Consider the following 26,336-nt stretch of genomic DNA (forward strand, 5'->3'; position numbering starts at 1 on the left):
GTCGCGCACCCTTTGACGTGCGTTTCAGCGTCATGGGGGCTGGTCTGCGATGCATTCGGCTCATTTGTCGAAGCGATCACGCCGCCTGTTGCCTCGCAAACGAGTTGTTCAGACCTTCCCTTACATAGACATGACGTCGCGATGACTAATTTGACAGCATCTCGTCAATATTAAAACGTCTTGAAAACTCATCCGTCATTCTTGAAATAATGTACTTGTCATAGACCCTTGCCAATTGCGCATCATTGCCACCCAAACGGATGTTCTTTTTGAACAAGGCCGTACGTCTGGACCCAGGTATATCTGGTCTGCGTGAGGGAGCATTGAAAACTTGCCTGACCCGAAATCCGGAGCGCACAGCACACGCGTTAACCCAAATATCATCCGCATCAGGACACGTCGCCCGGTAACCGAGTCCGACTCGTTTGAGCAGAAGCAGAAAATCAGGTGGGTAAAGTACACCACCCACTCCAGTGGAGAAATTTAGATGGGAGGGGACACTGCTATTGCAAAGCGGCCATGCGATGTAGGGCATCAATGCATCGCCATTCGTTAAGACAGACCGAGCGCGCAAACAATGAATAACGGCCTTATCGCTCAACCAGGCATCAAAAAGATGCTTGAAAGCAAGATGTTCGTAAAAAACATCGTCGTCAATGGTGATCAAAGGTCGAACGAAAGAGGCATTCATCTGCAGATAAGGTTGCAGCTTTTTGTGAGGCCCATCGTTTTCGCAGGTTATCACCTCCAATCCACGATGACACAAACGCGTCAACGATTTCGGCAATCGCCCCGGCCAATCTTCCCGAGACAAGAACAGAATGACTCTTCTGGGCTTAATTCCGCTGCACGCAGATTCGATCGCCAAATGAACCCTGTTGACACGATCTCCGTGTGAAGTGAGGGACACATCAAACGCTGAGCTCTCGTCCACCAATTTTTCTTTCGATAACCAGTTTTTCAATGCATACCGAAGAAAAAGAAGATAGCTCTTCACCACAGCCCCAAAATAAAAAGCACTCCCAAATCAGGCCAAACACCATCTTCAGCAGAGTGGGCACTGAATTGGACTATGGGCGATCCTCTAACCAATCAACCGATCAGATAAATTGCCCAAGCAAAGCCTGATTGAATCGATCTCGGAAAAACACCACCGAGCAAAGACAGTCAACACCAACTCAACAAGCCTGGCGCCTAACGTGATTTAACACTTTCGTCAGGGCGCATTTTTTATTTCCGTCACGATCATCTTCCCACCCTCGCTGAGGACCATGAATTTCACCTGATCACCAGGCCTGAGATTGGACAAGATGCTCTTGTCTTTGGCGGTAAACACCATGGTCATGCCTGGCATGTCCAGGTGCTTGATGTCACCATGCTTGATGGTGACTTTGCCGTTGGTCTGATCAATTTTCTTGATCTCGCCGTCGGTCATTGCGGGAGCCTGCGCGGACTCCATCTTCGAATGGTCCATGGCAGCTTGAGCGAATGAAGCAAGTGGAGAAGCGATGCCGATGGCACAAGCCGATACGGCTAAAAACTTAGCAATGGCGTTCATTGTTGACCTCATGAGTAAGAGTTAAAAACCAGAACCGATCCGTCTTTGCGGATCAGCAGCACTTGGTATGGATCGCGGTGACCATCAAAGTCAGGCCCATCCATCCCAGGAGATCCGACAGGCATGCCAGGCACAGCCAAACCCAGGGCATGTGGCCTGTCTTTGAGCAACCGGCGGATATCGCGCGCAGGGACGTGCCCCTCGATCACATAGCCGGACACCACAGCCGTGTGACAGGATGCCTGCCGCTCCGGCATCCCAAGGGCGGCACGCGCGGCCTTGTTGCCCTCATCCACCACGGTGACGACGAAGCCATTGTGCTCAAGGTGCGAGACCCACAGCTTGCAACAGCCGCAGTTGGGATCTTTCCACACCTTGATTGGTGTTCGCTCCGCAGTCTCTGAGGCCGCCCAAATCGTCGGCGTACATGCCAATGACAAGGCCGCCATCAGCACTTTGCGCCTAGAGCGCAATGGAGACACAGATTGGTCTCGCATGATCATTTCTTCGAAACCTGGACCTTGCCCTTCATGCCCGCCTCGTAGTGACCAGGAACCAAGCACGCGAAATTCACTGTCCCGGCTTTAGTGAACTGCCAGACGATTTCACCTTGCTGCCCAGGCGCAATGGTCACCTTGTTGGGCTCGTCGTGCTCCATGTTCGGGAACTTCTTCATCACCTCCAAATGCTCCAAAAGTTCCTTTTCGGTCCCCAGGTTCATCTCGTGCTTGATCTGGCCTGCGTTTCTGACGACGAAGCGCACTGTTTCGCCCTGCTTGACTTGAATCGATGCAGGTTCAAATCGCATCTTGTCGCTCATCGAAACCTTGATCGTTCTGGTGACTTTCGATGCCCGACCAGGCTTGCCGATGGCGGTTTCTTCAGCGGCCTGGGTTCCTGCACCATGGTCATGCGCATGGTCTCCCCCAGCAAATGCGGAAGCGGACAGCGTCAAGCAAGTTGCAGCAATGAAGTGGGTGGCGAATCGACGTTTGTTCATCATGAAAAATCCGTATCAAGAGGTTGAGAATCAGTGATCGCTGTGAGACGTCGGCTTGCGGGCTCGCACCTCGACAGCCTTGTCAGGCTTCTTGGCCCGGGGCATAGATTGCCCACCTTCAGACTTGAATCTGGCAGGCTCACTCAAGGGGCCGGTATATTCATGTGCCACGGTGCCTGCAGGATGCTTGAACCAACCAGGGTCCTTGTAATCGCCATGCTTTTGGTTCTTGCGAACCTTGAGCACACTGAACATGCCGCCCATCTCGACCGAGCCAAAAGGCCCTTCGCCAGTCATCATGGGTACCGTGTTGTCAGGTATCGGCATTTCCATCTCGGTCATGTCGGCCATCCCACGCTCGCCCATGACCATGTACTCAGGCAAAAGGCCCTTGATCTTTTTGGCAACGCCACGGTGATCCACACCAATCAGATTTGGAACGTCATGCCCCATGGCGTTCATGGTGTGATGGCTCTTGTGGCAGTGAAAAGCCCAGTCCCCCTCCTCATCGGCCAAAAACTCGATCTGCCGCATTTGCCCAACGGCAACGTCGGTGGTCACCTCGTACCAGCGAGTGCTCTTCGGCGTCGGGCCACCATCGGTGCCTGTCACCAAGAATTCATGTCCATGCAAATGGATGGGGTGGTTCGTCATCGTGAGATTGCCAACCCGGATGCGCACTTTGTCGTTGAGTCGAACGTTGAGCGAGTCGACCCCGGGAAAGATGCGGCTGTTCCACGCCCACAGATTGAAGTCAAGCATGGTCATCGTCTTGGGGGTGTAACTGCCCGGATCGATGTCAAAAGCATTGAGCAAGAAGCAGAAGTCTCTGTTGACCTCATCGATCAACGGGTGCTTGTTCTTCGGGTGCGTGACCCAAAACCCCATCATGCCCATGGCCATCTGTGTCATTTCGTCGGCATGGGGGTGATACATGAACGTTCCTGGACGACGTGCCACGAACTCGTAAACGTAGGTCTTCCCCACAGGAATGGCGGGCTGATTCAAACCGGCCACACCGTCCATGCCGTTGGGCAGCCGCTGTCCATGCCAATGGATGCTCGTGTGCTCAGGCAACCGATTGGTGACATAAAGCCGAACACGGTCGCCTTCAACCACCTCGATGGTGGGCCCAGGGCTTTGCCCGTTGTACCCCCACAGGTGCGCCTTGAAGCCTGGCGCCATCTCCCTCACCACGGGCTCGGCAACCAAATGGAACTCCTTGACGCCTTGGTTCATCCGCCAAGGCAAAGTCCAGCCATTCAAGGTCACCACAGGGTTGTAAGCACGCCCTGTTTCAGGAACGAGAGGAGCCATGGTGTCCGAACTGGTCTGAATCACCGGCTCAGGCAACGCGGCCATCGCCACGCGACTGACGGCACTGGCTGCCACGGCGCCACCAGCAATGCCAGCCATCCTGAAAAAATCTCTTCTTGACGACATCTTTGTTCCTTTGATCAATGACCGCCACCGGCGCTGGGAGCTGCGCCGCCGACGGACAAGGTGGTACTGGTGGGGCGCCCGATCAGCGATGCCTGCATCGCGGCGTCGGCCAACCAGAACTGTTGTTCAGCATCGATGGCGGCAATCACAGTTTCCACTTGATCCCGGTAGTCGGCCAGCAACTCGAATACACCGATGAGCATGCCGTTGTAGCGAAGCTGGTTCTCATCCGAGATGACCTTGCGCAAAGGCAGAACCTCGTCTCTGTAATGCCTGGCGACGTCATGAGCAGCTCGATAAGCCGAATAGCTCTCTCGCAGGTTGGAGCCTGCTGAGCGTATGACGGCCTCAAGCTGATTGGCCGCAGCCAAAGTACGCGCATTGAAGGCGTCGCGCTGCATACCGCCCCAGTCAAAAATTGGCAGTCGCAAGGCCAACTCATAACCTCTGGCAGTGGAACTTGTTCCCGCTGCGTTATCAAATTTGGTGTTCCTGCGGGCGGTCAACTCGATGTCGGTAAACGAGTTCACCAGTTCAAGACCCTGAGCCTTGGCATACGCATCGAAATTGCTCTGGGCCAAGCGAATATCCAGTCGAGATTGAGACGCCTGCGCACTGAATGCCTTCGGATTCACCGGTTCCTTGGGTAAGTCGGGGAGACGATCTGGAAGCCTCAGTTGATCGACTTGGGCATCGTTCAAACCAAGCAGACGTACCAACTCCTCTCTGGCCGCCGTGTTCAGATGGCTTACAGAGGCCAACCGGGTTGCTGCGTCGGCATAAAAGGCCTGTTGCCTGGCGCGCGAAACTCGGTTGAAGTTGCCGACCGCTTGCATACGCTGCGCCAGTTCTGCGCTTGCTTGGGATGCCTCATAGACCTGTTCGGCATACTTGAGCGTCTGTTGAGCGGCCACAGCACGGACCCAAGCCTGGCGGACCAAGGTCACTTGGTCCACAACGTCTGCAGCCAGCTTTACCTGTGCTTGTTCGATTCGTCGGCTGGCAGCACTCTGTCGCCAAGGTAGAGAGATGAGATCAAGCAAGCCAAAGGACAAAGCGCGCCCCAACTCCAGCTCATCGCCAGCGCGCAAGCGCTCAAAACTGAACACCGGATTGGCGATACGGCCTGACTGAGCCGTCTGAGCTGCTTCAGCCCAACTCTGCGCCAGAAGGGCTTGCATGGAAGGGCTATTGACCAACGCCAGCTCCACTGCTTGCGACTGGCTCAAAGGCTTTTCCAACAGAGAGTGGGCTCGTCCGCGGAGTTTTGTCTTTTCAGAATCGTTCGTCGCCAGCGACAGATTCCCCTGCGTGAAGCCCGAGGTTTCGTCGTTGATGCGCTTGACCGATTGACCAATGTCGATGCTCGCACAACCCGAGAGAACACCCAAACCGATCGCAGCGACACCCGCTCTCAGCGGTACTCGATTGAACAGCCTTTTCATCGACGGCTCTCCCCATGACCTGCGTGCGGATCATCGCGTTCAGACTCGCTGCTCGGTTTGATGTTGGGACCACCACGCGACTCTCGTGCGTAAGCTCGCCAACCACCAATGCGACCGACCAAGTCGTTGGACTCTTTCCAGGCCGCGAGAACCGGATCGGAAAAGCCCTGGTAGCTGCCAATAGGGGATCGGTAGGTCACCATGAATTCAGGTGGCGCGATTGGTTCAGCACTGGCAGGCTGCTGGGCTTGGGTCAGCCCCCCCATGGCTAACAGCACCAGACCCAGTGCGGGGCGAACAACATAGGACGATTGGGCCAATAGCATGTCTTCCTCTTGGCAAGCTGTGATTTCAAGCTGCCATTGTGCTCAGGTCAGCCTGTCGAGAACCTGTTTCGCAGATGACAGTTTTGTCATCTGCGAAACGCACGTCAGAATGGCGGCAAACTCAGGCGCTGGCAGGAACTGGAGATCACCGTGCGCATCTTGATCGTAGAAGACGAACCAAAGACCGGGGAGTACCTGCGCCAAGGGCTCAGCGAAGCAGGGTTTGTTGTCGATCTGGCGACCAACGGCCCCGACGGGATTCACCTCGCCAAACACGGTGCGCACGATCTGGTGATCCTGGACGTCATGCTGCCAGGTCTCAACGGGTGGCAAGTGCTGAGCACCTTGCGTCAGCAAGGCCTGGAAATGCCTGTCTTATTTTTGACAGCCCGCGATCAAGTCGAGGATCGTGTCAAAGGGCTGGAGTTGGGCGCCGATGATTACCTCATCAAACCGTTCTCGTTCGCGGAGTTGCTGGCGCGGGTTCGAATCATCCTGCGCAGGGGGCGGCAGCATGGTGACGGCCCAACGTTGTGCGTTGCTGATCTTGAGATGGATCTCTTGCGACGACGCGTGACCAGAGGTGGCGTGAGGATCGACTTGACGGCCAAAGAGTTCGGTCTTCTGGAGCTACTGATGCGGCGACAAGGTGAGGTGCTGCCGCGTTCTCTCATCGCATCGCAAGTGTGGGACATGAACTTCGACAGCGATACCAACGTGATCGAGGTGGCTATTCGACGCCTGAGGGTCAAAATCGACGAAGGCCAAAACATGAAGTTGATTCAAACAGTACGAGGAATGGGGTACGTTCTCGAAGAGCCTGGAAGGTCTGCTCAGTGAAGATCGAACGACTGAAGGCGTTGTCACTGACCGCTCGCTTGACATTGTTCTTCACCTTGACGTCCGTGTGCATTGTGCTGGGCTTGGGCAGCCTGCTTATGTACGCTGCAGACCAGCATTTCATCGATTTGGACCGCTTCACCCTCAGTGACAAGCAACTCCTCATCAAGGACATCCTAACGAAGTCGCGCTCTCAAGATGACGCCCGCAAAAGATTGAGCGAGGCCTTGAATCACCACCACGGCATGTACATCTCTGCCAAAGGCATTGACGGATCAACACTCTACAGTTCAGATCGGTTTTCTCCGCCTGGGCAAGTGGCGCCGGGGTTGAGCCAGCCTGACGAGCAGGTGATTCAAAGGTGGCAGAGTCAAGGGCGGGAATACCGGTCGCTTCGCATGCAGCAAAGCCCTGGATACGACCCCACCAACGCCCTTGACGTTGTTGTGGCCATTGACACGAAACACCACGACGAATTCATCGCCCAACTCGGCCGAACCTTGGCGATTTACACGGTACTTGCGATGATCGCCAGCGGCATGTTCAGTTGGTTTGCTGCCCACCAGGGTCTTGCTCCGTTGAGGGCGATGAAATCGCGTGCTGCGACAGTTTCCGGGAGGCAACTTGACGAGCGGATGCCTGTCGGCTCAGTTCCCATTGAGATGGCCGATCTGGCAAAGGAACTCAACAGCATGTTGGACAGGCTGCAAAGTGATTTTCAGCGTTTGTCAGATTTCTCCTCTGATCTGGCGCATGAACTGCGCACACCTATCAGCAACTTGATGACGCAAACACAGGTTGTCCTGTCATCGCAACGTGACACGGAGACCTATCGAGATACCCTGGCATCTAACGTCGAGGAGTTTCAGCGCTTGGCCAGAATGGTGTCAGACATGCTTTTTCTGGCCAAGACTGAACGCAGCTTTGCCATACCTCAAAAGGAGCATTTTCAAGCGTCATCAGAAATCCAGAAACTCGTAGAGTTTTACGATGCCGTCGCGGAAGAAAAATTTATCCGCATCAACGTTGTGGGCGATGACCTGATCACAGGTGACAGGCTGATGTTCAGGAGGGCCGTCAGCAATCTGCTGTCAAATGCCCTTCGCCACACACCGAGCAGCGGAGACGTTTGCATCTCCGTGCGAAAAGCAGAGCCCTATATCGAGGTGGCTGTTGCCAATTCGGGCGAAGACATCGACCCCAAGGTTTTACCAAGGTTGTTCGATCGATTCTTCCGTGCAGACCCCGCTCGGGCTCACCCATCCAGCGACGGCGCAGGGCTGGGACTGTCCATCACGCGCGCCATTGTCGAAGCCCACAGCGGAAAAGTCGCCGTCACCTCAGAGCACGGGCGCACCTGCTTCACGCTGAGTTTCCCGGTGGGCGACAGGGCGAACCCGACCCACGCCTGACATGCTCATTCTGTTGTGGAATTGGCATCCAGGCACCCGGTGCCGCGCAATGCTCGCCCTCTGCCATTGATCTAGATCAAGCTGGCTGGCGTTAATGGCCTCAATGACACCAAGATAACAAACCTGTAATCTCTGACTCACCTGCATGAAAGGTGCTGCCACTAAGCTGAGCTCACCACAACCGTTCGCCTAGCGAATACTGGAGTCAGCATGATCGTCAATCAACGCAACTTCTCTGCCGCAGCCCTGGTTTTTTTGGCACTGAACGGAATGGCCTTTGCACAATCAAAGGCAGAAGATCACTCGGCACATCACCCTGCGGCGTCGGCATCCGCGTCAGTTGTTGCCCCAAGCGCATCGACTTCGTCGGCCATGAGCGAGTCAATGGGCATGCACGCCCACATGGAAAAGCACCACGCCGAAATCCAGCGAATCATGAAGATCCGAGACTTCAAGAAGCGCCAGGAAGCCATGAATGAGCACATGAAAGCCATGAAGGAAAGCGGCTGTCCAATGATGAAGGACGGCATGGGCATGGGCCCGGCATCCGGTACGAAAAAGTGATTTCCACGTAAACACTCGCAATACACGGAGCGCAAATGACAAACGCACACACCCATCACCAAAGCAGCACTGGACGCCCATCGTTTCTGAGGTCCCCGCTCGGCGTAGCGTTGATCATGGTCGGCGCCATTCTGGCGTTCTTCGTATTGCGAGAGCACTGGTCGCATGTCGTGGGTAAGCTGCCCTATCTGTTGCTATTGGCATGCCCACTGATGCACCTGTTCGGGCATGGACATGGCGGTCACGGAGGGCAAAAGCACGGGTCTGACACGCCACAGAAATCGGCAGATTCTGGCAAGACAACCCGATGAAGTGCATACAACGTGAGTTTGGAGCGGCCTACGAGGCCCATGCTTTCATCACACCAAGGTTCCTGCCGCGCTTTTTCCAATCACCGCTGGAGAGTTGCCCGTGAATGAAAATCACAGCCATCACCACTCACCAAGCGATAGCACCGCATTGCTTGACGACGAAGTCAAGGATCCAGTTTGTGGCATGACGATCAGGCAGCAATCGGCACTGACCGAGAGCTACGCAGGCAAGATGTTCTTCTTCTGTAGCGAACGCTGCAAAGCCAAATTCCTCTCAAGCCCAGATCGGTTCGTCTTGCCAAACGAGGCGCAGCAGGCTGAAGCAACACCTCCTCAGTTACCAGCCTCGGAGCAACTCACAGGCGCCACCTATACCTGCCCCATGCACCCGGAGGTTCGTCAGGACCACCCGGGAAACTGCCCCAAGTGCGGCATGACGCTGGAGCCCTTGCTTCCCATCCTGGATGACGACAACCCTGAATTGCGTGACTTTCAGCAGCGCTTTTGGTGGACGCTTCCACTAACTGCCGTCGTATTCGTGCTGGCAATGTTCGGACACAACCTGGGGCTGATGGACATGACCGTCCAAAGCTGGGTGGAACTGATCCTGGCCACACCCATCGTGCTATGGGGCGGTTGGCCCTTCTTCTATCGGGGCTGGCTATCGGTGGTGCATCGCAGCCCCAACATGTGGACACTGATCGGCCTGGGCACTGGTGCGGCGTACTGGTACAGCGTCGTGGCCACCGCTGCGCCACAGGTCTTTCCTGCTTCTTTCATGGCGATGGGGCGTGTGGCGGTTTACTTTGAAGCCGCTGCCGTGATCATTTCTCTGACGCTGCTTGGACAGGTGCTTGAACTGAAAGCGCGCTCTCAAACGTCAGCTGCCATCAAGTCGCTCCTGGGTTTGGCGCCCAAGACAGCCAGGAGGCTAAAGCCTGACGGAACCGAAGAAGATGTACCGTTGTCCCATGTCCACGTGGGAGACCGCTTGCGCGTAAGGCCCGGAGAGAAGGTTCCTGTGGACGGCGTCGTGGAGGAAGGCACGAGTGCCGTGGACGAATCCATGCTGACTGGTGAGCCCATTCCCGTGAGCAAACGATTAGGCGACAAGGTAATAGGCGCGACGCTCAATACCAACGGTGCGCTGATCATGCGCTCGGAGCGAGTTGGATCGGAGACCATGCTGTCGCAGATCGTGCAATTGGTGGCCCAGGCGCAGCGCTCCAAGGCCCCCATGCAACGCATGGCCGATGTCGTAGCCGGTTACTTCGTGATGGCCGTGATCAGCATTGCCCTCTTGACATTCTTTGGCTGGGGATTCTTCGGGCCTGATCCGAGCTGGGTGTACGGCCTGATCAACGCGGTATCTGTGCTGATCATCGCCTGCCCTTGTGCGCTGGGCTTGGCCACGCCCATGTCCATCATGGTAGCCACCGGAAAGGGAGCCACGCAAGGTGTGTTGTTCAGGGATGCTGCGGCCATCGAACGCATGCGTCAGGTCAATGCATTGATCGTGGACAAGACGGGTACGCTCACAGAAGGCAAGCCAGCCTACGACCGCGCAGTGGCAGCGCCTGGCTGGGACGCCACCGAAGTATTGAGGTTGGCAGCAAGCCTCGATCAAGGTAGCGAGCATCCACTTGCCGATGCCATCGTTCGAGCGGCTCGTGAACAGGGCCTGCTCTTGGACAAGCCGATCAATTTTGAATCTGGCACAGGCATTGGCGTACAAGGGGAGGTAGATGGTCATCGCTTGGCGCTGGGCAACACCACCCTCATGCAACAGATCGGGGCTCCCGTAGAGAAACTTGTGCCGCAGGCAGAAGCGTTGCGCGCGGAGGGCGCCAGCGTCATGTACCTGGCTGTCAATGGCCAGATTGCCGGCTTACTGGCTGTCTCTGACCCCATCAAATCAAGCACTCCTGAGGCACTGACCGTCCTTAGGGAGGCAGGTATCCGAATAGTGATGGCCACAGGCGACGGACAGACCACAGCAAAAGCGGTCGGCGCACGGCTGGGTATCGATGAGGTTCATGGCGAGGTCAAGCCCGCAGACAAACTCTTGCTGGTCGAGCGCCTGCAGAAAGAGGGGTGCGTGGTGGCCATGGCGGGCGACGGCATCAACGATGCACCCGCGCTCGCTCGCGCGGATGTGGGTGTCGCGATGGGAACGGGTACAGATGTGGCCATGAACAGCGCCCAGATCACCCTGGTCAAAGGCGACCTTAGAGGGATTGCCACGGCGCGCATGCTATCCATGGCGACCGTGGCCAACATGAAGCAAAACCTGGCTTTCGCGTTCTTCTACAACGCCTTGGGCATTCCCATCGCAGCGGGTTTGCTGTATCCCCTGACCGGGTGGCTGCTGTCCCCATTGATTGCGGCTCTGGCCATGAGTCTGAGCTCCGTGTCGGTGATTGGCAATGCCCTTCGGCTACAGCGCTTCAAGAAAAAGTGACGTACTTGAAATCCCGGTCTACCTGCCTGCGCTGGTACTCCAGCAGGGCAAGTCCATGTGGCTCCTGCTGCCTGCTGCGACAGCGCTGAGTTTGTTCTCCGTGGCTGCCGACGCTGCACCCCACGGCGGCCGGGCGTACCTACGCGGTCTGTGGTGGTGTCTACATTTTTGGGGCCTTGGCGTGACTGTGGCAAGTGGATGGCATCACCCCAAGCCGCTGGGACAGCGGTCTGGGCCTGCATGGCGCTGGCAGGGAAGGCCTTCATTGCGTTTCAGCCAACGTCGTCCTGACCTCAGTGGCCGTGTCGATGGTGCGCATCCGGGAAATGCGCGTGGCTGTGGCTCATAGGCAAATGGCGATGAAGGTGCTTGTGCGGCACACCCGGCACGACAGGGCCAGCGTGCTCATGTTGATGGTGCGCATCGTGAACATGCTCATGCGCGTGTTCCAGGGCCTCATGCGAATGCTCGTGAGCATGGTCCTCCGACAAGTGCAGCCAGACACCCCAAGCCATCAAGGCCGCAGCGACCAGCAACTGAACCGTGACAGGCTCGTGGAGAAGCAGCACAGACACCAGCGCGCCAAAGAACGGTGCAACGGAGAAGTAGGCCCCTGTACGCGAGGCACCCAGATGCCGCAGCGCCAGGACGAACAAGGTCAGGCTGGCGCCGTAGCTGATAAACCCGAGCAAGCCCGCAGACAATGTGGTCTCCCAACCGGGCCACCCCGCGCCCAGCGCCACGGCCAAGACCAGGTTGGTGCTGCCCGCGCTCAATCCTTTGGCCATGGCGATGAAGCCCGCGTCGTTCAAGGCCACTTTGCGCGTCAGGTTGTTGTCCACCGCCCAACCCAAACATGCCCCCAGCACCGCCAAAGATGGCCAGAGTGTCGAAGTGGCTACGTGCTCAGCAGCACCTGGCCAACTCAGTACCAGGGCACCGGCCACGATGGCGGCCATGCCCAGCGCGATGCGCCGGTCCACGTTTTCCTTGAACACCACCCAGGCCAGCACGGCAGTCAGCACACTCTCCGCATTGAGCAGCAAGGACGACTGAGACGCCGACATGCCAGCCAGCCCCGTCATCAACAAGACAGGCGCTGCGATGCCGCCCGTCACGATGGCGCCTGCCAGCCACCCCCATTCGCGCCAGGCCAGGGTCACCGGAGGTACACGCTGAATGCGACGCACCACCCACAAACCCATTCCGGATCCCAGGTACAACAGCGCCGCCAGCAGCCATGGGCTGGTCTGAGCGAGCAGAACCTTAGCAAGCGGCGCGCTCACACCGAACAACAATGCGGCCAACAACGCGGACATCACGCCGACGTGTCGATGAGAGAGCAACTTTTGGATCATGGGTGAGCAGGTTCAGGCAGGAAGGATGTCGTGACTCAAGGGCCCTTGCTTCCAGAGTTTATTTTTTAAGCGCCAGACGGCAGTCGGTGATGCTGACCTCAACCCAATCGCCCACCTCGACATCGACATCATTGGGTATCGCCACGATGCGCTTTGCCCTCAGGTTGGGATTGCCGCCATAGCTATAGGAAGCCATGGCAAACCGGGTTTGGCCCGCCTCAGCACCCAATGCCATTCGGCAATCTTCCTTGCTTGATCGCACCGCCAACTGATCCTTTTCGATGGCCACAACCTGCGCTCGCCGCCAACCTTGCGAGTAGGCGTTGCTCGATACCTGCGGCCCCGTCGTGCAGGCGGTGGTCAAGGCCGCAAACACAACGACCAGTGCTATTTTCAGTTTCAGCATGATGAACTCCTTTGGGTTGAGGCAATCAGTTCGCAGGGGAAAAATCATCTGTGCGATGCGTCCATCGGTAGAGCAGCGGCAGCACGAACAGGGTCAATACAGTCGATGACAGGATGCCGCCGATGACCACGGTGGCCAACGGCCGCTGCACCTCGGCGCCCGTGCCCATGGCTACCGCCATGGGCACAAAGCCCAGGCTGGCCACCAGGGCGGTCATGAGCACAGGCCTCAGGCGTGTCAGGGCCCCTTCTCTGATCGCTGGCTCCAGGGCCATGCCGCCTTCGCGCAGGCTTCGGATGTAGGCAATCATCACCAAGCCATTGAGCACGGCCACACCCGACAATGCGATGAAACCCACCCCTGCCGAGATCGACAAGGGAATGTCCCGCAGCCACAGCGCCGCCACACCGCCCGTCAGCGCAAAGGGCACACCGGTGAACACCAGCAAACCATCCTTGACGTTGCCAAACATGGCAAAGAGCAACAGGAAGACCAGCAACAAGGCCACGGGCACCACGATGGCCAGACGGCGCGAGGCCGATTGCAATTGCTCAAAGGTGCCGCCCCAGGTGGTCCAGTAACCGGCTGGCACCTTGACCCCAGCTTCGATCTTGGCTTGCGCCTCACCCACAAAGCTGCCGATGTCCCGCCCGCGCACGTTGGCGGTGACGACCACACGTCGTTTGCCTTCTTCGCGGCTGATCTGGTTGGGGCCAGGGGTCAGGTCCATCGTGGCCACATCGCCCAGTCGGGCAAAGCCCGCGTGTTCACCCGCGGCGTTGGCGGGAAGACGAATGGGCAACTGCCCCAAAGCGTCCAGGTCGCTGCGCAGGTTTTCTGGCAGGCGCACCAGGATGTCGAACCGGCGGTCACCCTCAAACACCGCCCCTGCCTCGCGCCCACCCAGTGCCGTGGCCAGCGTGTCCTGAATGTCGCCCACGTTCAAGCCCAGTCGCGCAGCCTTCTCGCGGTCGATCTTCACAGATAGCATGGGCAGGCCGGTGGTTTGTTCTACCTTGACATCTTCGGCCCCAGGCACGGCCTCCAGCACCTTGGAGATCTGCTCCGCGGTTTCGTTGAGCGTGTCCATGTCATCGCCAAACACCTTGACGGCCACATCGCTGCGCACGCCCGATATCAGCTCGTTGAAGCGCATCTGGATGGGCTGGGTGAACTCGTAGTTGTTGCCGGGCACCTTCATCACGGCCACCTGCAAGGCCTTGACCAGGTCATCCTTGGGCCGCTTGGGATCGGGCCATTGCTCACGTGGCTTGAGCATCACGAAGGTGTCAGCCACGCTGGGCGGCATCGGGTCGGTGGCTATCTCGGCCGTGCCCAGCTTGGCGAACACCGCCTCGACCTCAGGGAAGGCCTTGATGGTGCGCTCCAGTTGCGCCTGCATCTCAATGGCCTGGCTCAGGCTGGTGCCCGGGATGCGCAGCGCATGCAGGGCAATGTCGTGTTCGTCCAGACTGGGGATGAACTCGCTGCCCATGCGGGCGGCCATCAACACGGCCAAGGCCACCGACACACCTGTGATGGTCAGCACCAGTGGCTGGCGGGACATGGCCTTGTCCAGCAGAGGCTCATAGCCGCGCTTGGCCCAACCCATCAGGCGGTTTTCCTTCTCGCTGACCGAGCCCGTCAGGAACAGCGCAACGGCTGCCGGGACGAAGGTCATCGACAAGATCATGGCGCCCAGCAAGGCCGCCACCACCGTGAAGGCCATGGGGTGGAACATCTTGCCCTCGACACCCGTCAAGGCAAAGATGGGCAGGTAGACCACCATGATGATGAGTTGCCCGAACAACAGGGGACGGCGCGACTCCTGCGCTGCTGCAAACACCTCGTGGAAACGCTCGCTTCGGGTCAAGGGGCGTCCGTGATGCGCTTGGGCGTGCGCCAGGCGCCGCACGCAGTTCTCCACGATCACCACCGCACCGTCGATGATGATGCCGAAGTCCAGCGCACCCAGGCTCATCAGGTTGGCACTGACCTGCTGGGTCACCATGCCCGTGAACGTGAACAGCATCGCCAGCGGGATCACCATGGCCGTGATTAAGGCCGCTCGGAAGTTGCCCAGGAAGGCAAACAGGATCACGACGACCAGCACAGCCCCTTCGAACAGGTTCTTCTTGACCGTGGCAATCGCCTTGTCCACCAGCACGGTACGGTCATAAACCGTCTTGGCGATCACGCCTGCCGGCAAGGTCTTGTTGACCTGCTGGAGGCGCACATCGACCGCTTTGGACACATCGCGGCTGTTCTCGCCAATCAGCATGAACACCGTGCCCAGCACCACCTCGCGGCCATCCTCGGTGGCCGCACCCGTGCGCAGCTCTTTGCCCAGCACCACCTCGGCCACATCGCGGATGCGAACGCTGACGCCCTGCGCTTGCTTGACGACAATGCTGCCGATGTCCGCCATTCCTTGCACCTGGCCAGGCGCGCGGATCAGGTACTGCTCGCCACGCCGCTCGATGTAGCCTGCGCCCACATTGGCATTGTTGCGCTCCAGGGCCGTGACCAGATCGCTCAGGCTCAGGCCATGGGCGACCAGTTTGGCCGGATCGGGTGCCACTTGGAACTCCTTGGCAAAACCGCCAATGGTGTTGATCTCAGTCACGCCGGGCACATTGCGCAACTGAGGCTTGATGATCCAGTCCTGGATCTCGCGCAGATCCATGGGGGTGTAGGGCTGACCGTCGGCCTTGAGGGCACCGGGCTTGGCTTCAACCGTCCACATGTAGATCTCGCCCAGGCCGGTGGCAATAGGCCCCAGAGAGGGGGCCAGGCCTGCAGGCAGTTTGCCGCGTGCCTCCTGGATGCGCTCGTTGACCAGTTGGCGGGCAAAGTAGATGTCGGTGCCGTCCTTGAACACCACGGTGACCTGTGACAGGCCATAGCGCGACAGGGAGCGCACCTCCTTCAAACCCGGCAAGCCTGCCATCGTCGTCTCGATGGGAAAAGTCACACGCTGCTCGGCCTCCAGCGGCGAGTAGCCTGAGGCCTCGGTGTTGACCTGGACCTGGACGTTGGTGATGTCCGGCACGGCGTCAATCGGCAAATGCTGGTAGCTGAAAACGCCCAGGGCGGCAACCGCCAGCGTGGCGAGCAACACCAGCCAGCGTTGCTCCAGCGCAAAGCGCAAGATGCGTTCAAACATGGCTGGGCTCCTTGAAGCATTCAGACAAAGGGGTGCGTTCAATGGTCATGGCTGGCTCCTGCCTTGCCCAGTTCAGCCTTGATCACAAAGCTGTTCTTGGCGGCGTAACGCTCGCCTGCGCTCAAACCACTGAGCACCTCCACCACACGGCCGTCGCTTCGGCCCAGCTCCAGGGGGCGCGCCTCCAACTGCTGGCCGTAGCGGCCAAAAACCACCTGCCAATCGCGCACACTTTGGATGGCGTCCACCTGAACGGCCACGGGCACCTCGGCCTCGCTTGAGGTGACCTCCACGCTCACCGGCAAACCTGGGCGCCACAGTCCCTTGGGGTTGGGCAAGACTACCCGCGCCGTGGCGCTTCGGGTCTGCTCACCCACCAGGGCACTGACGTAGGTGATCGTGCCCGCTGCTTGGGCGTCAAAGCCTGAGGCCTTGACCTGTACGGCCAGACCTGTGCGGATGGTGCCCAAGTCCTTGGTGGCCACAGGCGCTTCCACCCACACAGAGGACAGGTCCGAGACCGTGAACACTGGCTCGGTCTCGCCCACCGATTGGCCCACGGTGATGCGCTTGTCAGTCACAACGCCATCAATGGGCGAGCGCAGTTCAAAACGCGTCAGGTTGCCGCCGCTGGTGGCCGTGGCCCCGAGGTTGGCCAACTTCTGGCGGATGTTCTGCTCAGCGATCTCGGCCTCTTGCAGGGCTGCGCGTGCCTGTTGGTAATCCTGCTCAGCAGAGATCTTGTCTTGCCAGAGCTTTTTCTCACGATCATGGGTGGTGCGCGCCAAGGCCAAGCGCTTCTGTGCCGCAACGCCTTCGGCGCGTTGATCGGCCAGCGCAGGGCTCGACAGCACAGCCAGGACCTGCCCCTTGCGAACGCGCTCACCCGCGCTAACGGGCACGGCCTCGACCAGCCCTGCCAGACGCGGCACCACCTGCACGGTGCGGTCGCCGTTGTAGCGGACCTCGCCCAGCAAGGCCAGTTGGCTCTGGATGCGCGCCGGGCCCGCCACGGCCAGCGTCACCCCGGCCTGCTGGAGCTGGGCATCGCTCATGGTGACGCGGGCTTCTTCCTGCTCGTAGCCAAAGCGATGGGTCTGACCGCCCTGCGTGGCCTCGACCGTGACCTTGAAGGAGTGGGGCTCGACCACCTCGGCATCACCTCGCAGGAAGTCACCCTGGGGTTTGAACTGGATGACTTGCGGCTCACGACCCAGGCGTTCCAGCGTCAGCTTCGCCGTGGTCTGGCCTGGGGCCAGGGGCTTGCCATTCTGATAGGTGTAGAGGCGGAACTCGGGTGGCACATCGGTCTCGAAGATGGTCACTTCCAGGCCATAAGCGCCGGCGTTGAACAGGCGGCCACCGTGGGGGCCTTTGGCGGGCTTGGCCTCTGTGGCCTCTTCATGGTGCTCTTCGTCACCGTGCCCTTTGTCGTCGGCATGAGGCTTGGCTGCGGCAGTGCCATGGTGCTCATCATCGGCATGCCCCTCGGCCTCTGCGTGTTCGGCGTGACCGTGTTCATCGTGGGCCTTGGGCTTGTCCTTCTGGAGGATCGCCCAGCCCAGCAGCGCGCCCAAAACGACGACGACCGCAATGGCCAGCCAGGATTTGTGTTTCATGGGGTTGTTCATGAGTCAGTCTTTCGTCGGGGTGGGCTCGCCCAGCAGCTCAAGCAAGCGGGCGTCGGCCTGATAGGCCTGGGCGGCGGCGCTCAGCGCCTGTGTTTCTGCTTCGAAGAGGGTGCGTTGGGCGTCCAGCACGTCCAGGAATCCGAACTTGCCCAACTCGTAGCCTTTGGTGCTGGCTGCAAACGCTTGCCGTGCGGCGGGCAGCACCTTGTCGCGCAGGGTCTGAGCCTGCGCCAGCGTGGCGCTCAGTTGTGCCAAGGCCTGGGTGGCCTGCGCCTCGACGCTGGCACGCACGGCCTCCAGCTCGATCCGCGCCTTGTCCTCGCGGCGACTGGCTTCCAGGATGGCGCCCTGATTGCGATCAAACAGCGGCAGCACCAGGCTCACACCCAAGATGGGCTGATCGCGGCCCAACTGCTGGTCGCGCTTGGCGCCCAGCGTCACCGTCAGATCTGGAGTGCGACGTGCCCGCTCCAGATCACTCAGGGCCTGCCTGCGCGAGATTTCTTGTTGCGCCCGAGCGATGGCCGGGGCGGTCTCCAGGCGTTGAGCCAGGGGCTCCCACAGTCCAGCGGAGGGCAACCGCCCGATGTCAGCGTCGACACGTTCGAACTTGACGGTTGGATCACCCAAGGCCTGTCGCAGTTGGGCCACCGCAGCACGCCACTCGCTGTGGGCAACGGTGCTCGCAGACAGCGCCTGGGCCTCAGCCACCTGCGCCTTGAGTTCCTCAACGGGCGAGACCTTACCTGCCAGCACCCGCTTGGAGGCCGCCTCACGCGCTTGAGAAGACAAGCGACCCAGCTCATCGGACAGCCTCACCCGTTCTTGCGCCACAGCCACGCCGTAAAACGCCGCCATCACCTGCGACCTGACCTGGGCACGCCGCGCGGCGACATCCAGCTCTGCCTGACCTTGGGCCGCCCGTGCCGCGCTGATGCGAGCCGAGCGCTTGCCGCCCAACTCGATGGGCTGGTTCAACTGGATGGTGGTGGTGCGCGTGGCCTGCCGAGTGTCTTCCACCAGCGTGGACAACTCGGGGTTTTGCCAGGCACCGGCTTGTTGGGTGGCGCCTTCGCTGGCCTCGCGCTCCAGCATCGAGGCGCGCAAATCAGGGTGGTGTGCCAGCGCCGTGGCCAGCGCCGCATCCAGACTCAGGCCTTGAGCCCAAGCTGCTTGAAACATGAAGGGAACACACAGGGCCGCACAAGCCGTGCGCGCCGCCCGGGAAACATCAAATCGTCGCATCGAATTCTCCGCAAATCAGCAGGGGACATTCGGCGAACAGGTCAAGGGCTCAGTTTGAGCGCGTTGGTCACACAGCGCATGTTCTAGGCGGGTGGTGGCCCACCAGCCTGACCTAGCCAGGATCACATCAGGGGATGTGCAAAAACCCGTCTCGCCGACTCAGAGCGAGACAGTCCAATTCGGGCGTTCAATGCGGGTCGCATCGAAGGAGATGTAACTCGCCAGCGGCGAGGCTACCCCGGCAGCCTGAGGCAATGGCCCAGGCAGTGGCACAGCAGCAGACAGCAACGATGCACCCGAGCAGCAATGGTGATCGTGATCGAGCATCGCCGAGGCCTTGCCGGTGTTCTTGGTGTCGTCATCATGTTGGGCGACGTCGGTATCTGCGTGGTGCTGATGCTCGTGGTGCCCGAAATGATGCGATTGACTCTGCGCGTTTTCATGCAGGCAATACGGTTCCATGGCAGCCCAAACGGCTTGGAACGGCAGCAAGACCAGCAGGAAAATGGCGATCAATCGACGCATGGCACTGAGTATATCGGCATACAAAACAAAATCTGAACCCGATCAGCGTGACGAATTGACACGCAGCAGCCGCAAGCCATTGCCAACGACCAACAAGCTGGCGCCCACGTCCGCGAACACGGCCATCCACATCGTGCCCAGACCCGTCAGCGTCAGGACCAGGAACACCGCCTTGATGCCAAGGGCCAGCACGATGTTCTGAACCAGCAGCGCATGGGTGCGACGCGACAGGCGCACAAAACGCGGCAGCTTGCGCAAATCGTCGTCCATCAGGGCCACATCGGCCGTCTCGATGGCGGTGCCTGTGCCCGCCGCGCCCATGGCAAAGCCGATGTCGGCACGGGCCAGCGCGGGCGCGTCGTTGATGCCATCGCCCACCATGCCCACTGAACCACCTTGCTCGATCTTGCCCTCGATGGCCTTGAGCTTGTCCTCGGGCAGCATGTCGCCTTGGGCCTCGTCGATGCCCACCTGCGCCGCAATGGCTCCGGCCGTGTGGGCGTTGTCGCCCGTGAGCATGACCGTCTTGATGCCCAGCGCGTGAAGTTCGGCGATGGCCTGCCGGCTGCTGTCCTTGACGGTGTCTGCCACGGCAAACATGCCATGAACGCTTTCTTCGTCTGTCAGCAAGATGACCGTCTTGCCTTGTTCTTCCAGGGCGGTCAAACGTACCTCCAATGCCTCGGAACAGCGGCCCTGCTCATGGATCAGGCGGTGATTGCCCAGGAGGTAGACCTTGCCGCCGATAAGTCCCTTGGACCCACGTCCAGGCAGCGCCTCAAACGCATCCACGTTTTGCAAGGCGATGCCGTCTTGTTGGGCCGCAGTGGCCAAGGCGCGGGACACCGGGTGGTCGGAGCGGCTGGCCAGACTGGCGGCCAGGCTGCGAACGTCCGCCTCGCCATGGCCATTCAACGCGGCGAAGTCCGTCTGCACTGGCTTACCGTGGGTGATCGTGCCTGTCTTGTCCAGGGCCAGCCAAGCCAGCTTGCGACCTTCTTCAAGATAGGCTCCACCCTTGATCAGGATGCCTTGGCGTGCCGCTGCGGCCAGGCCACTCACGATGGTCACGGGGGTCGAGATCACCAGTGCGCAGGGGCAAGCGATGACCAGCAGGACGAGCGCCTTGTAAACCCAGTCAAACCATGCGCCCCCCATCAACAGCGGCGGCAGGATGGCCACGGCCAGTGCGATGGCAAATACCACGGGCGTGTAGACGCGTGCGAATTGATCGACGAAACGCTGTGTCGGCGCCTTCGCCCCTTGCGCTTCTTCCACCGCATGGATGATGCGCGCCAAGGTGCTGTCGTCCGCAGCCGCCGTCACGACGTATTCGAAAGAGCCCGACTCGTTGATGGTCCCGGCAAAAACGGCATCGCCCTCGGTCTTGTCCACGGGCAGGCTCTCGCCTGTGATCGGGGCTTGGTTGATCGTTGAGCGCCCACTGACGATGGTGCCGTCCAATGCGATGCGCTCGCCCGGCTTGATTCGCACATGCGCCTGGAGGGCCACCGACTTGGCTTCGACCTCTTGCCACTTACCGTCATCCTGCAAGACGGTGGCACGCTCTGGCGCCAGTTGCATCAAGCCCTGAATGGCGTTGCGCGCACGGTCCAGCGACTTGGCCTCGATCAACTCGGCCACCGTGAACAACACCATCACCATGGCCGCTTCAGGCCATTGGCCCAGCACCAGCGCGCCGGTCACGGCAATGCTCATCAGGGCGTTGATGTTCAGGTTGCCGTTGCGGATGGCCACCCAACCCTTTTTGTAGGTCGTGATGCCGCAGGCCAGCACGGCAGTGACCGCCAGCAAAGCGGCCAGCCATGTCGGCAAACCGAACCAGTGCACCGCCTCAGAAGCGGTGGCGGCCACACCCGCCAGTGCAAGCGGCCACCAGGGTTTGGAGGGCTCAGGTGTGAGGGCCGCATCGGACGAGGTGCCCGTGGCGATTTCCGGCGTGAAGCCCAGGGAGCGGACCGCGTCCAGGATCGGTTCAATGGCTTGAGGCTCGTGCGTCACCGTCAGCACGCGCTGCATCAGGTTGAATTCCATGCCCGAGACACCGGCCATGCTCCCCAGCTTCTTGCGCAACAAGGCCTCTTCCGTCGGGCAATCCATCTGCATGATGCGGATGGGGGTTTGTACGCGCGCGCCGAAGGCCACAGGCTTACCCAACGCCACCGGAGCGGGCTTTACGTCATGGCTGCAGCAAGCCGTCTCGCAAGTGGCAACAGCCGATACGGAGATAGGGGGCGTCGTGCAACCAGATTCGTCACCGTGACTGTGGTCGTCGTGCGAATGGTGTTCGTGATGGGTGGGCATGGGCATTTGAGGAAGCGTTTTGCCCATTACACAACCTGAAGCTACTATAGAGTCAAGAGGTTTATGGAGTCTTCATGAAAATCGGTGAATTGGCCCAGGTCGCGCAGTGCACGGTCGAGACCATCCGTTACTACGAAAAGGAAGCCTTGCTGCCTGCACCTGACCGCACGGCTGGCAATTTCCGCGTGTATGGGCCCGAGCACGTCGAGCGCCTGCGCTTCATCCGCAATTGCCGTGCGCTTGACATGAGCCACGACGAAATCCACACCCTGCTGGGTCTGGCTGACCGGGCCGAGCAAGGCTGCGGCGCGGTGAACGACGTTTTTGATCAGCACATCGCCCATGTCGATGAGCGCATACGGGAACTCACCCACCTCAAGCTGCAATTGGCCACCTTGCGCCAGCGATGTCATAGCGAGCAAGCCGTGCAGTCGTGCGGCATCTTGCAAGGGCTGGCGGCCATGGAGGCCGAACCAAAAGCAGAGAGACACACCCATCTTGGCTGAACAGATCAAGGCGAAAAACATGCAAAACAAAGATCATTGGGAAAAGGTTTACACCACCAAGGCACCGGACAGCGTCAGCTGGTTTCAAGCCCATGCCGACATGTCCATGCGGCTGATCCGCGCAAGCGGCCTCGGTCGTGATGCGGCCCTCATCGACATTGGCGGTGGAGCCTCCACGCTGGTCGATGACCTGCTGGACGACGGCTACGCCCACGTAACCGTGCTCGACTTGTCCGCCGCCGCCTTGGCAGAAAGTCAGCACCGCCTCGGCGCGCGTGGAGCTGGCGTCAAATGGGTTGAGGCGGACATCACCCGCGCGACCTTCGAGCCCCACAGCATCGACCTCTGGCATGACCGCGCCGTGTTCCACTTCCTGACAACGCAAGAGGACCGTGAGGCTTACGTCAAACAGGTCTTGCGTGCGCTCAAGCCAGGTGGCCACGTCATCATGGCCACATTCGGCAGCAATGGCCCCACTCAGTGCAGTGGCCTACCGGTCATGCGCTACGCACCCGACGAGTTGCATGCCGAATTTGGGGAAGCATTCACCATGCTGACCCACGAAGAGCAAATGCACCACACCCCTTTTGGGACTGACCAGCAGTTCATCTATTGCATGTGCCGAAAGAAAACGACATGAGCGCTTTGCATCCTGCGACCTGGCCTGCACCGGGCGCAGCCATCGTTGCGGAACAGGCTACCCACATCTGATGGCTGGGTTAACAGCTCCCGCCCACCCATAGTCGAGATGAAGTCCTGAGCCCACCCAATGGCCGTTAAGTCATGACCGCCCCCGGCAAGGCCGGCATCTCTTCTGCGCTCACCCAAAGCCAGGGTGAACCGGCGGAAGTTCGCAGGGTCCGCTCTTTTTCCGCCCGTTCCTTGGGAGGCATGAAGGCGCTGATGACGTGCAAAGGCAGCGGCAAGGGTCCAGCGTCCAAGAGCAAAGCATTGGGAAATGCAGCGGCGCTCCTGGCGTCGTAACGCAGTGGTTTGACAAAGCGTCGGCCCTGAGAGACGAGCGCATGCACCAGCGGCAACTCATGCACACCCTCCACCGGGATCCAGTGCTCGCTGGTCAACATCAAACTGGCCGCATCAATTTCGTAGGTGTGCTCACGGCGAGCTCGGATCAGCGCCGCCAGCATCAAACGCACCTTGTGTCCGCTGTCGGCGTCACGGGCTTCAAACAATGGAGCGAAGACCCGCTCAATGCGCTCCCAGGTCTTGGTGCCCACCAGCAGGGGTGCATCGGGCATGTGCTTGATCCAGACACGCCGCCCCAGGGCCGTTACCTCGCTGACCTTGAATTCGCCGATGACCACCGCCAGAGGGCTTTGCCCTTCATGCGGATGCAAGACCGCCAGCTTGTTGCGACGGCGCTGAGCTACCTCGAATTTGCTGGCTTCGCTGAAGGGTTCGGGCACGTACAAACGCTCGCTCAGCCCAACACCCTTGACCATCACGTCCTCGGCCGCATTCATCAGGTATTTGTGCAGGACACCTTGATTGCGCTTGCCCTCCATGGCCGGGCTCCATCGGTTGAAGCCCGCCCGCTCGAAAAGGAAGTGCATCAGGGCATGCAGGCTCATGCGTCGCCTGGGTGCCTCCACCTCGGTCACCTCATGTGGTTCACCTCGCACCAAACTTCGCCCCACCGTGCGCACCCACGGAAAGTCCACACGCAGTTGAATCTGCCCAGGCACCGTCTCCAGAACAGCCTCGCCCACCAACTCGCCCAGACCTGATTGTTGCCACTCTGGCTCGAAGGATGGGCACGATGGGTGATGCCGACACCCGGTTTCCGGCATGCGCTTGACAACGAACTGACGGTGCCGCGCGACGTACATCTCCACACCACCAGGAACACACAGACATCGGGGACGTTCGGGGGTCTCGTACACGTGAGCCAGCAGATCCTGCATGTCTGGCGCACTTGCATCCACCACCCGCCCTTTGATGGAAAAGCGCTGACTGTCGCCTTCAGCGCCTTGACGGGTGGGCATGGTGTTCACACCAGTTCATCGAGCAGTTGCTCGATGGTCGGCTTGTGGCGAGCCAGCAGTTCGCGCACCGCACTGCGTTCGCTGATGCCCAGGATCAGGCCGACATCGTCCTCATCAGCGCCACGCTCATAGAGGCGTGCCACGACGGTGCGACGCACAGACAGCGCCGTCACGCCTTTCATCTCGGCATAGCGAAACAGCTTGCGATAGGTCTCCAGGATCGGTCGACACAAGAACCGTCGCTGACCAGGCGCACCATAGGGTGTGATCTTGAACCCCTCTCCTGCTGTAGACAGGAACAAGCGGCTATCTGGATCAAGCCCTCTGTAAGCACCATCCCGTCCCAAGCCCAGCCCGAGCCTCAGGCGCTCTTCCAAGTAGTTTGAAAGCGATTCGTCCAGCCTCGTGCTGGCGAAGTGCAATGGGCGGGCCTTTCCAGTGATGGCCACCTCGGCACGCATTTGAGAGTGGCGCCGAACGCTGCCATCGGAGCTCAGGTAGTCCCTCACTTCGAGGCGGGCGATTTCCAGGGGACGTGCGCCCGTGGCAAACAGGAGATAGAACAGCGACAGGTCATGCCAGGCCCGATTGCTGCGCCCCTTGATGCGCTTGCCTGCCTGGATGATCTCGTCCATGGAGACGATGCGGCTTGAACGATGTTCGACCGTCTTTCTCGGATCGAAATCCTCCAAGGCCGTCAGGATGGCATCGCGGTGCAGGCGCAAGCGTCTGACGAATGCAGCGCCATCTTCATTCAAGCCATCGATGTCGGCCACTTGGCTCAACTGCACCGCAATGGCTTTGATGCGCCGCTCAACCGCCGTGCGTGACACGCCAAACCGCGCGGCCACGGCCTCATAGGTGTCGCCATCGATGACCTCCTTGAGCATCCTGATCGAATGGGCAACGGTGCCCCCGTCTGGTTCCAGTTCTGGTGCGCATGACATGACCCTCTCCCTGCTTTGTTTACTTGTCCTCACGCTGCCAAAGCGCCTTCATGCTCAACCCTGATCGCAATTTTCACCAGTCGAAATCGCCGGTGAAGGCGGGGGGGTTTCGGCATCAGGCAGATCTGCTTTGGCGTGGACAAAAGCCACGTGAAAACACCCAGAAGCAAGCAAGTTCCGTGGCACCGCCCCGCATGGGCTGAGGCACACTTCCCATGCATTGGCGTGTGCCAAGGCCCCTGCGCGCTCAATGTCGGGGCAAGGCATGCCAAGCAAGGTGCATGGCAAGGGGGTGGGCTCTGCAAGCGTGAACATTGGCTTCAGCAAGGGGCGTCAGGCACGGCTACTCTGTTCAGCGATCCATTGCCTGATGTCCTCCACCCGCCAGACGGTCACGCGCACCGACAGCTTGACGGGTTCAGGAAAGGTGCGCGTCTGCACGCGCCGCCACAGTGTGGACTTGGAGATGGGAACAAATTGCAGAACCTGTGCCTGTCGGAGAAAGCCAACTTGCGGCAATGATGGCGCCGCAACAGCATGGACAGGTGCCGCGGGCACGACAACGGCACCCCGGTTGGGTTTAGGCATGATCTGGCCTCTTCACGGCGAATGCCGATGGAAGACATGACCTGCTCTGTAGCGGCGGCGCTAGGTCAGGGTTTGCGCATGCCGATAGGGACGCACGACTCCGGCATCACATCGGCGGCGTCCCGGTCGCACGGTGTGGTTGTGAGCAACTCCAAGTACATAGTGCCTCGTCAACGGGATGGCTCAGCGCAACGTGGACAGGCACAGGCAGGCAGGTATCGACTGCGACGGTGGCGCAACATGCGTCCCGATGTCACCTTAGCGGACGACATG

General features: G+C 59.7%; 24 protein-coding genes and 1 pseudogene. 8 read left to right on the top strand and 17 right to left on the bottom strand.

Annotation, left to right across the window (positions count from 1 at the left end):
• Positions 1–145: 145 nt before the first annotated feature.
• The 7 genes from WNB94_RS14495 to WNB94_RS14525 form a co-directional block, all read right to left on the bottom strand.
• Positions 146–997 (bottom strand): hypothetical protein, encoded by an 852-nt coding sequence (locus WNB94_RS14495; RefSeq protein WP_137839883.1) that lies wholly within the window; start codon positions 995–997, stop codon positions 146–148.
• Positions 998–1,216: 219 nt separating this feature from the next.
• Positions 1,217–1,558 (bottom strand): copper-binding protein, encoded by a 342-nt coding sequence (locus WNB94_RS14500; protein WP_290868384.1) that lies wholly within the window; start codon positions 1,556–1,558, stop codon positions 1,217–1,219.
• A gap of 8 nt (positions 1,559–1,566) precedes the next feature.
• Complete coding sequence (locus tag WNB94_RS14505) at positions 1,567–2,055, bottom strand: DUF411 domain-containing protein (RefSeq protein ID WP_137839881.1); 489 nt, start codon at positions 2,053–2,055, stop codon at positions 1,567–1,569.
• Between the two features lie 2 nt (positions 2,056–2,057).
• A complete protein-coding gene (locus WNB94_RS14510) occupies positions 2,058–2,561 on the bottom strand; it encodes a cupredoxin domain-containing protein (RefSeq protein WP_230179402.1) in 504 nt (167 codons plus the stop codon).
• 27 nt (positions 2,562–2,588) lie between these two features.
• Entirely contained in the window at positions 2,589–4,001 is a 1,413-nt protein-coding gene (locus WNB94_RS14515) for a multicopper oxidase family protein (protein ID WP_137839880.1), read from the bottom strand.
• A gap of 14 nt (positions 4,002–4,015) precedes the next feature.
• Positions 4,016–5,446 carry a TolC family protein gene (locus tag WNB94_RS14520; protein WP_290868391.1) on the bottom strand — a complete coding sequence of 477 codons (1,431 nt, stop codon included), beginning with the start codon at positions 5,444–5,446 and terminating at the stop codon, positions 4,016–4,018.
• A complete protein-coding gene (locus WNB94_RS14525; RefSeq protein ID WP_133611065.1) occupies positions 5,443–5,772 on the bottom strand; it encodes a hypothetical protein in 330 nt (109 codons plus the stop codon). Before WNB94_RS14525 ends, WNB94_RS14520 begins: the two co-directional genes overlap by 4 nt.
• A 150-nt stretch (positions 5,773–5,922) precedes the next feature.
• Here WNB94_RS14525 and WNB94_RS14530 point away from each other — a divergent pair, with 150 nt between their 5' ends.
• From WNB94_RS14530 to WNB94_RS14555, 6 genes and pseudogenes are all read left to right on the top strand, one after another.
• Complete coding sequence (locus WNB94_RS14530; protein ID WP_058089017.1) at positions 5,923–6,612, top strand: heavy metal response regulator transcription factor; 690 nt, start codon at positions 5,923–5,925, stop codon at positions 6,610–6,612.
• The gene (locus WNB94_RS14535; protein ID WP_341391133.1) at positions 6,609–8,024 is read left to right on the top strand and encodes a heavy metal sensor histidine kinase; all 1,416 of its coding nucleotides are present in this window, start codon (positions 6,609–6,611) and stop codon (positions 8,022–8,024) included. The genes WNB94_RS14530 and WNB94_RS14535 overlap by 4 nt, the downstream gene beginning before the upstream one ends.
• 210 nt (positions 8,025–8,234) lie before the next feature.
• The gene (locus tag WNB94_RS14540) at positions 8,235–8,588 is read left to right on the top strand and encodes a hypothetical protein (protein ID WP_137839878.1); all 354 of its coding nucleotides are present in this window, start codon (positions 8,235–8,237) and stop codon (positions 8,586–8,588) included.
• 116 nt (positions 8,589–8,704) lie between these two features.
• Complete coding sequence (locus WNB94_RS14545; protein WP_407638773.1) at positions 8,705–8,899, top strand: DUF2933 domain-containing protein; 195 nt, start codon at positions 8,705–8,707, stop codon at positions 8,897–8,899.
• A 100-nt stretch (positions 8,900–8,999) separates the two neighbouring features.
• Positions 9,000–11,360 (top strand): heavy metal translocating P-type ATPase, encoded by a 2,361-nt coding sequence (locus tag WNB94_RS14550; RefSeq protein ID WP_256450026.1) that lies wholly within the window; start codon positions 9,000–9,002, stop codon positions 11,358–11,360.
• Positions 11,326–11,651 (top strand): annotated as a pseudogene (locus WNB94_RS14555) (YnfA family protein). The gene WNB94_RS14550 and the pseudogene WNB94_RS14555 overlap by 35 nt, the downstream one beginning before the upstream one ends.
• 2 nt (positions 11,652–11,653) lie before the next feature.
• On the opposite strand, the gene WNB94_RS14560 reads toward WNB94_RS14555, so the two are convergent.
• The 7 genes from WNB94_RS14560 to WNB94_RS14590 form a co-directional block, all read right to left on the bottom strand.
• Positions 11,654–12,679, bottom strand: a complete 1,026-nt coding sequence (locus WNB94_RS14560; RefSeq protein WP_341391134.1) for a DMT family transporter — start codon at positions 12,677–12,679, stop codon at positions 11,654–11,656.
• Between the two features lie 97 nt (positions 12,680–12,776).
• Positions 12,777–13,124, bottom strand: a complete 348-nt coding sequence (locus tag WNB94_RS14565; RefSeq protein WP_341391135.1) for a hypothetical protein — start codon at positions 13,122–13,124, stop codon at positions 12,777–12,779.
• 25 nt (positions 13,125–13,149) lie between these two features.
• Positions 13,150–16,290 carry an efflux RND transporter permease subunit gene (locus tag WNB94_RS14570; RefSeq protein ID WP_341391136.1) on the bottom strand — a complete coding sequence of 1,047 codons (3,141 nt, stop codon included), beginning with the start codon at positions 16,288–16,290 and terminating at the stop codon, positions 13,150–13,152.
• A gap of 38 nt (positions 16,291–16,328) precedes the next feature.
• On the bottom strand, positions 16,329–17,909 hold the full coding sequence (locus tag WNB94_RS14575; protein ID WP_341391137.1) for an efflux RND transporter periplasmic adaptor subunit: 1,581 nt from the start codon (positions 17,907–17,909) through the stop codon (positions 16,329–16,331).
• 15 nt (positions 17,910–17,924) lie between these two features.
• The gene (locus WNB94_RS14580; protein WP_341391138.1) at positions 17,925–19,103 is read right to left on the bottom strand and encodes a TolC family protein; all 1,179 of its coding nucleotides are present in this window, start codon (positions 19,101–19,103) and stop codon (positions 17,925–17,927) included.
• A 222-nt stretch (positions 19,104–19,325) separates the two neighbouring features.
• Positions 19,326–19,691 (bottom strand): DUF2946 family protein, encoded by a 366-nt coding sequence (locus tag WNB94_RS14585; protein ID WP_341391139.1) that lies wholly within the window; start codon positions 19,689–19,691, stop codon positions 19,326–19,328.
• Between the two features lie 42 nt (positions 19,692–19,733).
• Positions 19,734–21,818, bottom strand: coding sequence for a heavy metal translocating P-type ATPase (locus WNB94_RS14590; protein WP_445819090.1), 2,085 nt, complete (start codon positions 21,816–21,818; stop codon positions 19,734–19,736).
• Between the two features lie 272 nt (positions 21,819–22,090).
• Between WNB94_RS14590 and cadR the strand changes: the two genes are divergently transcribed.
• Entirely contained in the window at positions 22,091–22,522 is a 432-nt protein-coding gene (gene cadR / locus WNB94_RS14595; protein ID WP_341391140.1) for a Cd(II)/Pb(II)-responsive transcriptional regulator, read from the top strand.
• A complete protein-coding gene (locus WNB94_RS14600; RefSeq protein WP_341391141.1) occupies positions 22,515–23,162 on the top strand; it encodes a class I SAM-dependent methyltransferase in 648 nt (215 codons plus the stop codon). The genes cadR and WNB94_RS14600 overlap by 8 nt, the downstream gene beginning before the upstream one ends.
• A gap of 136 nt (positions 23,163–23,298) precedes the next feature.
• On the opposite strand, the gene WNB94_RS14605 is transcribed toward WNB94_RS14600, so the two are convergent.
• The 3 genes from WNB94_RS14605 to WNB94_RS14615 all read right to left on the bottom strand — a co-directional run bounded on the left by WNB94_RS14605 (position 23,299) and on the right by WNB94_RS14615 (position 26,063).
• Positions 23,299–24,528 (bottom strand): DUF1173 family protein, encoded by a 1,230-nt coding sequence (locus tag WNB94_RS14605; RefSeq protein ID WP_341391142.1) that lies wholly within the window; start codon positions 24,526–24,528, stop codon positions 23,299–23,301.
• A 5-nt stretch (positions 24,529–24,533) separates the two neighbouring features.
• Positions 24,534–25,475: a site-specific integrase gene (locus WNB94_RS14610; protein ID WP_304795147.1), complete on the bottom strand. Its 942-nt coding sequence runs from the start codon at positions 25,473–25,475 to the stop codon at positions 24,534–24,536.
• A gap of 333 nt (positions 25,476–25,808) precedes the next feature.
• On the bottom strand, positions 25,809–26,063 hold the full coding sequence (locus WNB94_RS14615) for a helix-turn-helix transcriptional regulator (RefSeq protein WP_109036436.1): 255 nt from the start codon (positions 26,061–26,063) through the stop codon (positions 25,809–25,811).
• Positions 26,064–26,336: the final 273 nt, after the last annotated feature.

Origin of the sequence: Aquabacterium sp. A3, from assembly GCF_038069945.1 — a bacterium.
Lineage (GTDB): Bacteria > Pseudomonadota > Gammaproteobacteria > Burkholderiales > Burkholderiaceae_C > Aquabacterium.

What these genes read in the sequence shown, in the direction of transcription:
- WNB94_RS14500 (WP_290868384.1), bottom strand. Translation starts at nt 1,558, where the DNA reads ATGAACGCCATTGCTAAGTTTTTAGCCGTATCGGCTTGTGCCATCGGC.
- WNB94_RS14505 (WP_137839881.1), bottom strand. Translation starts at nt 2,055, where the DNA reads ATGCGAGACCAATCTGTGTCTCCATTGCGCTCTAGGCGCAAAGTGCTG.
- WNB94_RS14510 (WP_230179402.1), bottom strand. Translation starts at nt 2,561, where the DNA reads ATGATGAACAAACGTCGATTCGCCACCCACTTCATTGCTGCAACTTGC.
- WNB94_RS14515 (WP_137839880.1), bottom strand. Translation starts at nt 4,001, where the DNA reads ATGTCGTCAAGAAGAGATTTTTTCAGGATGGCTGGCATTGCTGGTGGC.
- WNB94_RS14520 (WP_290868391.1), bottom strand. Translation starts at nt 5,446, where the DNA reads ATGAAAAGGCTGTTCAATCGAGTACCGCTGAGAGCGGGTGTCGCTGCG.
- WNB94_RS14525 (WP_133611065.1), bottom strand. Translation starts at nt 5,772, where the DNA reads ATGCTATTGGCCCAATCGTCCTATGTTGTTCGCCCCGCACTGGGTCTG.
- WNB94_RS14540 (WP_137839878.1), top strand. Translation starts at nt 8,235, where the DNA reads ATGATCGTCAATCAACGCAACTTCTCTGCCGCAGCCCTGGTTTTTTTG.
- WNB94_RS14545 (WP_407638773.1), top strand. Translation starts at nt 8,705, where the DNA reads ATGGTCGGCGCCATTCTGGCGTTCTTCGTATTGCGAGAGCACTGGTCG.
- WNB94_RS14560 (WP_341391134.1), bottom strand. Translation starts at nt 12,679, where the DNA reads ATGTCCGCGTTGTTGGCCGCATTGTTGTTCGGTGTGAGCGCGCCGCTT.
- WNB94_RS14565 (WP_341391135.1), bottom strand. Translation starts at nt 13,124, where the DNA reads ATGCTGAAACTGAAAATAGCACTGGTCGTTGTGTTTGCGGCCTTGACC.
- WNB94_RS14570 (WP_341391136.1), bottom strand. Translation starts at nt 16,290, where the DNA reads ATGTTTGAACGCATCTTGCGCTTTGCGCTGGAGCAACGCTGGCTGGTG.
- WNB94_RS14575 (WP_341391137.1), bottom strand. Translation starts at nt 17,909, where the DNA reads ATGAAACACAAATCCTGGCTGGCCATTGCGGTCGTCGTCGTTTTGGGC.
- WNB94_RS14580 (WP_341391138.1), bottom strand. Translation starts at nt 19,103, where the DNA reads ATGTTTCAAGCAGCTTGGGCTCAAGGCCTGAGTCTGGATGCGGCGCTG.
- WNB94_RS14585 (WP_341391139.1), bottom strand. Translation starts at nt 19,691, where the DNA reads ATGCGTCGATTGATCGCCATTTTCCTGCTGGTCTTGCTGCCGTTCCAA.
- WNB94_RS14590 (WP_445819090.1), bottom strand. Translation starts at nt 21,818, where the DNA reads ATGCAGATGGATTGCCCGACGGAAGAGGCCTTGTTGCGCAAGAAGCTG.
- cadR (WP_341391140.1), top strand. Translation starts at nt 22,091, where the DNA reads ATGAAAATCGGTGAATTGGCCCAGGTCGCGCAGTGCACGGTCGAGACC.
- WNB94_RS14605 (WP_341391142.1), bottom strand. Translation starts at nt 24,528, where the DNA reads ATGCCCACCCGTCAAGGCGCTGAAGGCGACAGTCAGCGCTTTTCCATC.
- WNB94_RS14610 (WP_304795147.1), bottom strand. Translation starts at nt 25,475, where the DNA reads ATGTCATGCGCACCAGAACTGGAACCAGACGGGGGCACCGTTGCCCAT.
- WNB94_RS14615 (WP_109036436.1), bottom strand. Translation starts at nt 26,063, where the DNA reads ATGCCTAAACCCAACCGGGGTGCCGTTGTCGTGCCCGCGGCACCTGTC.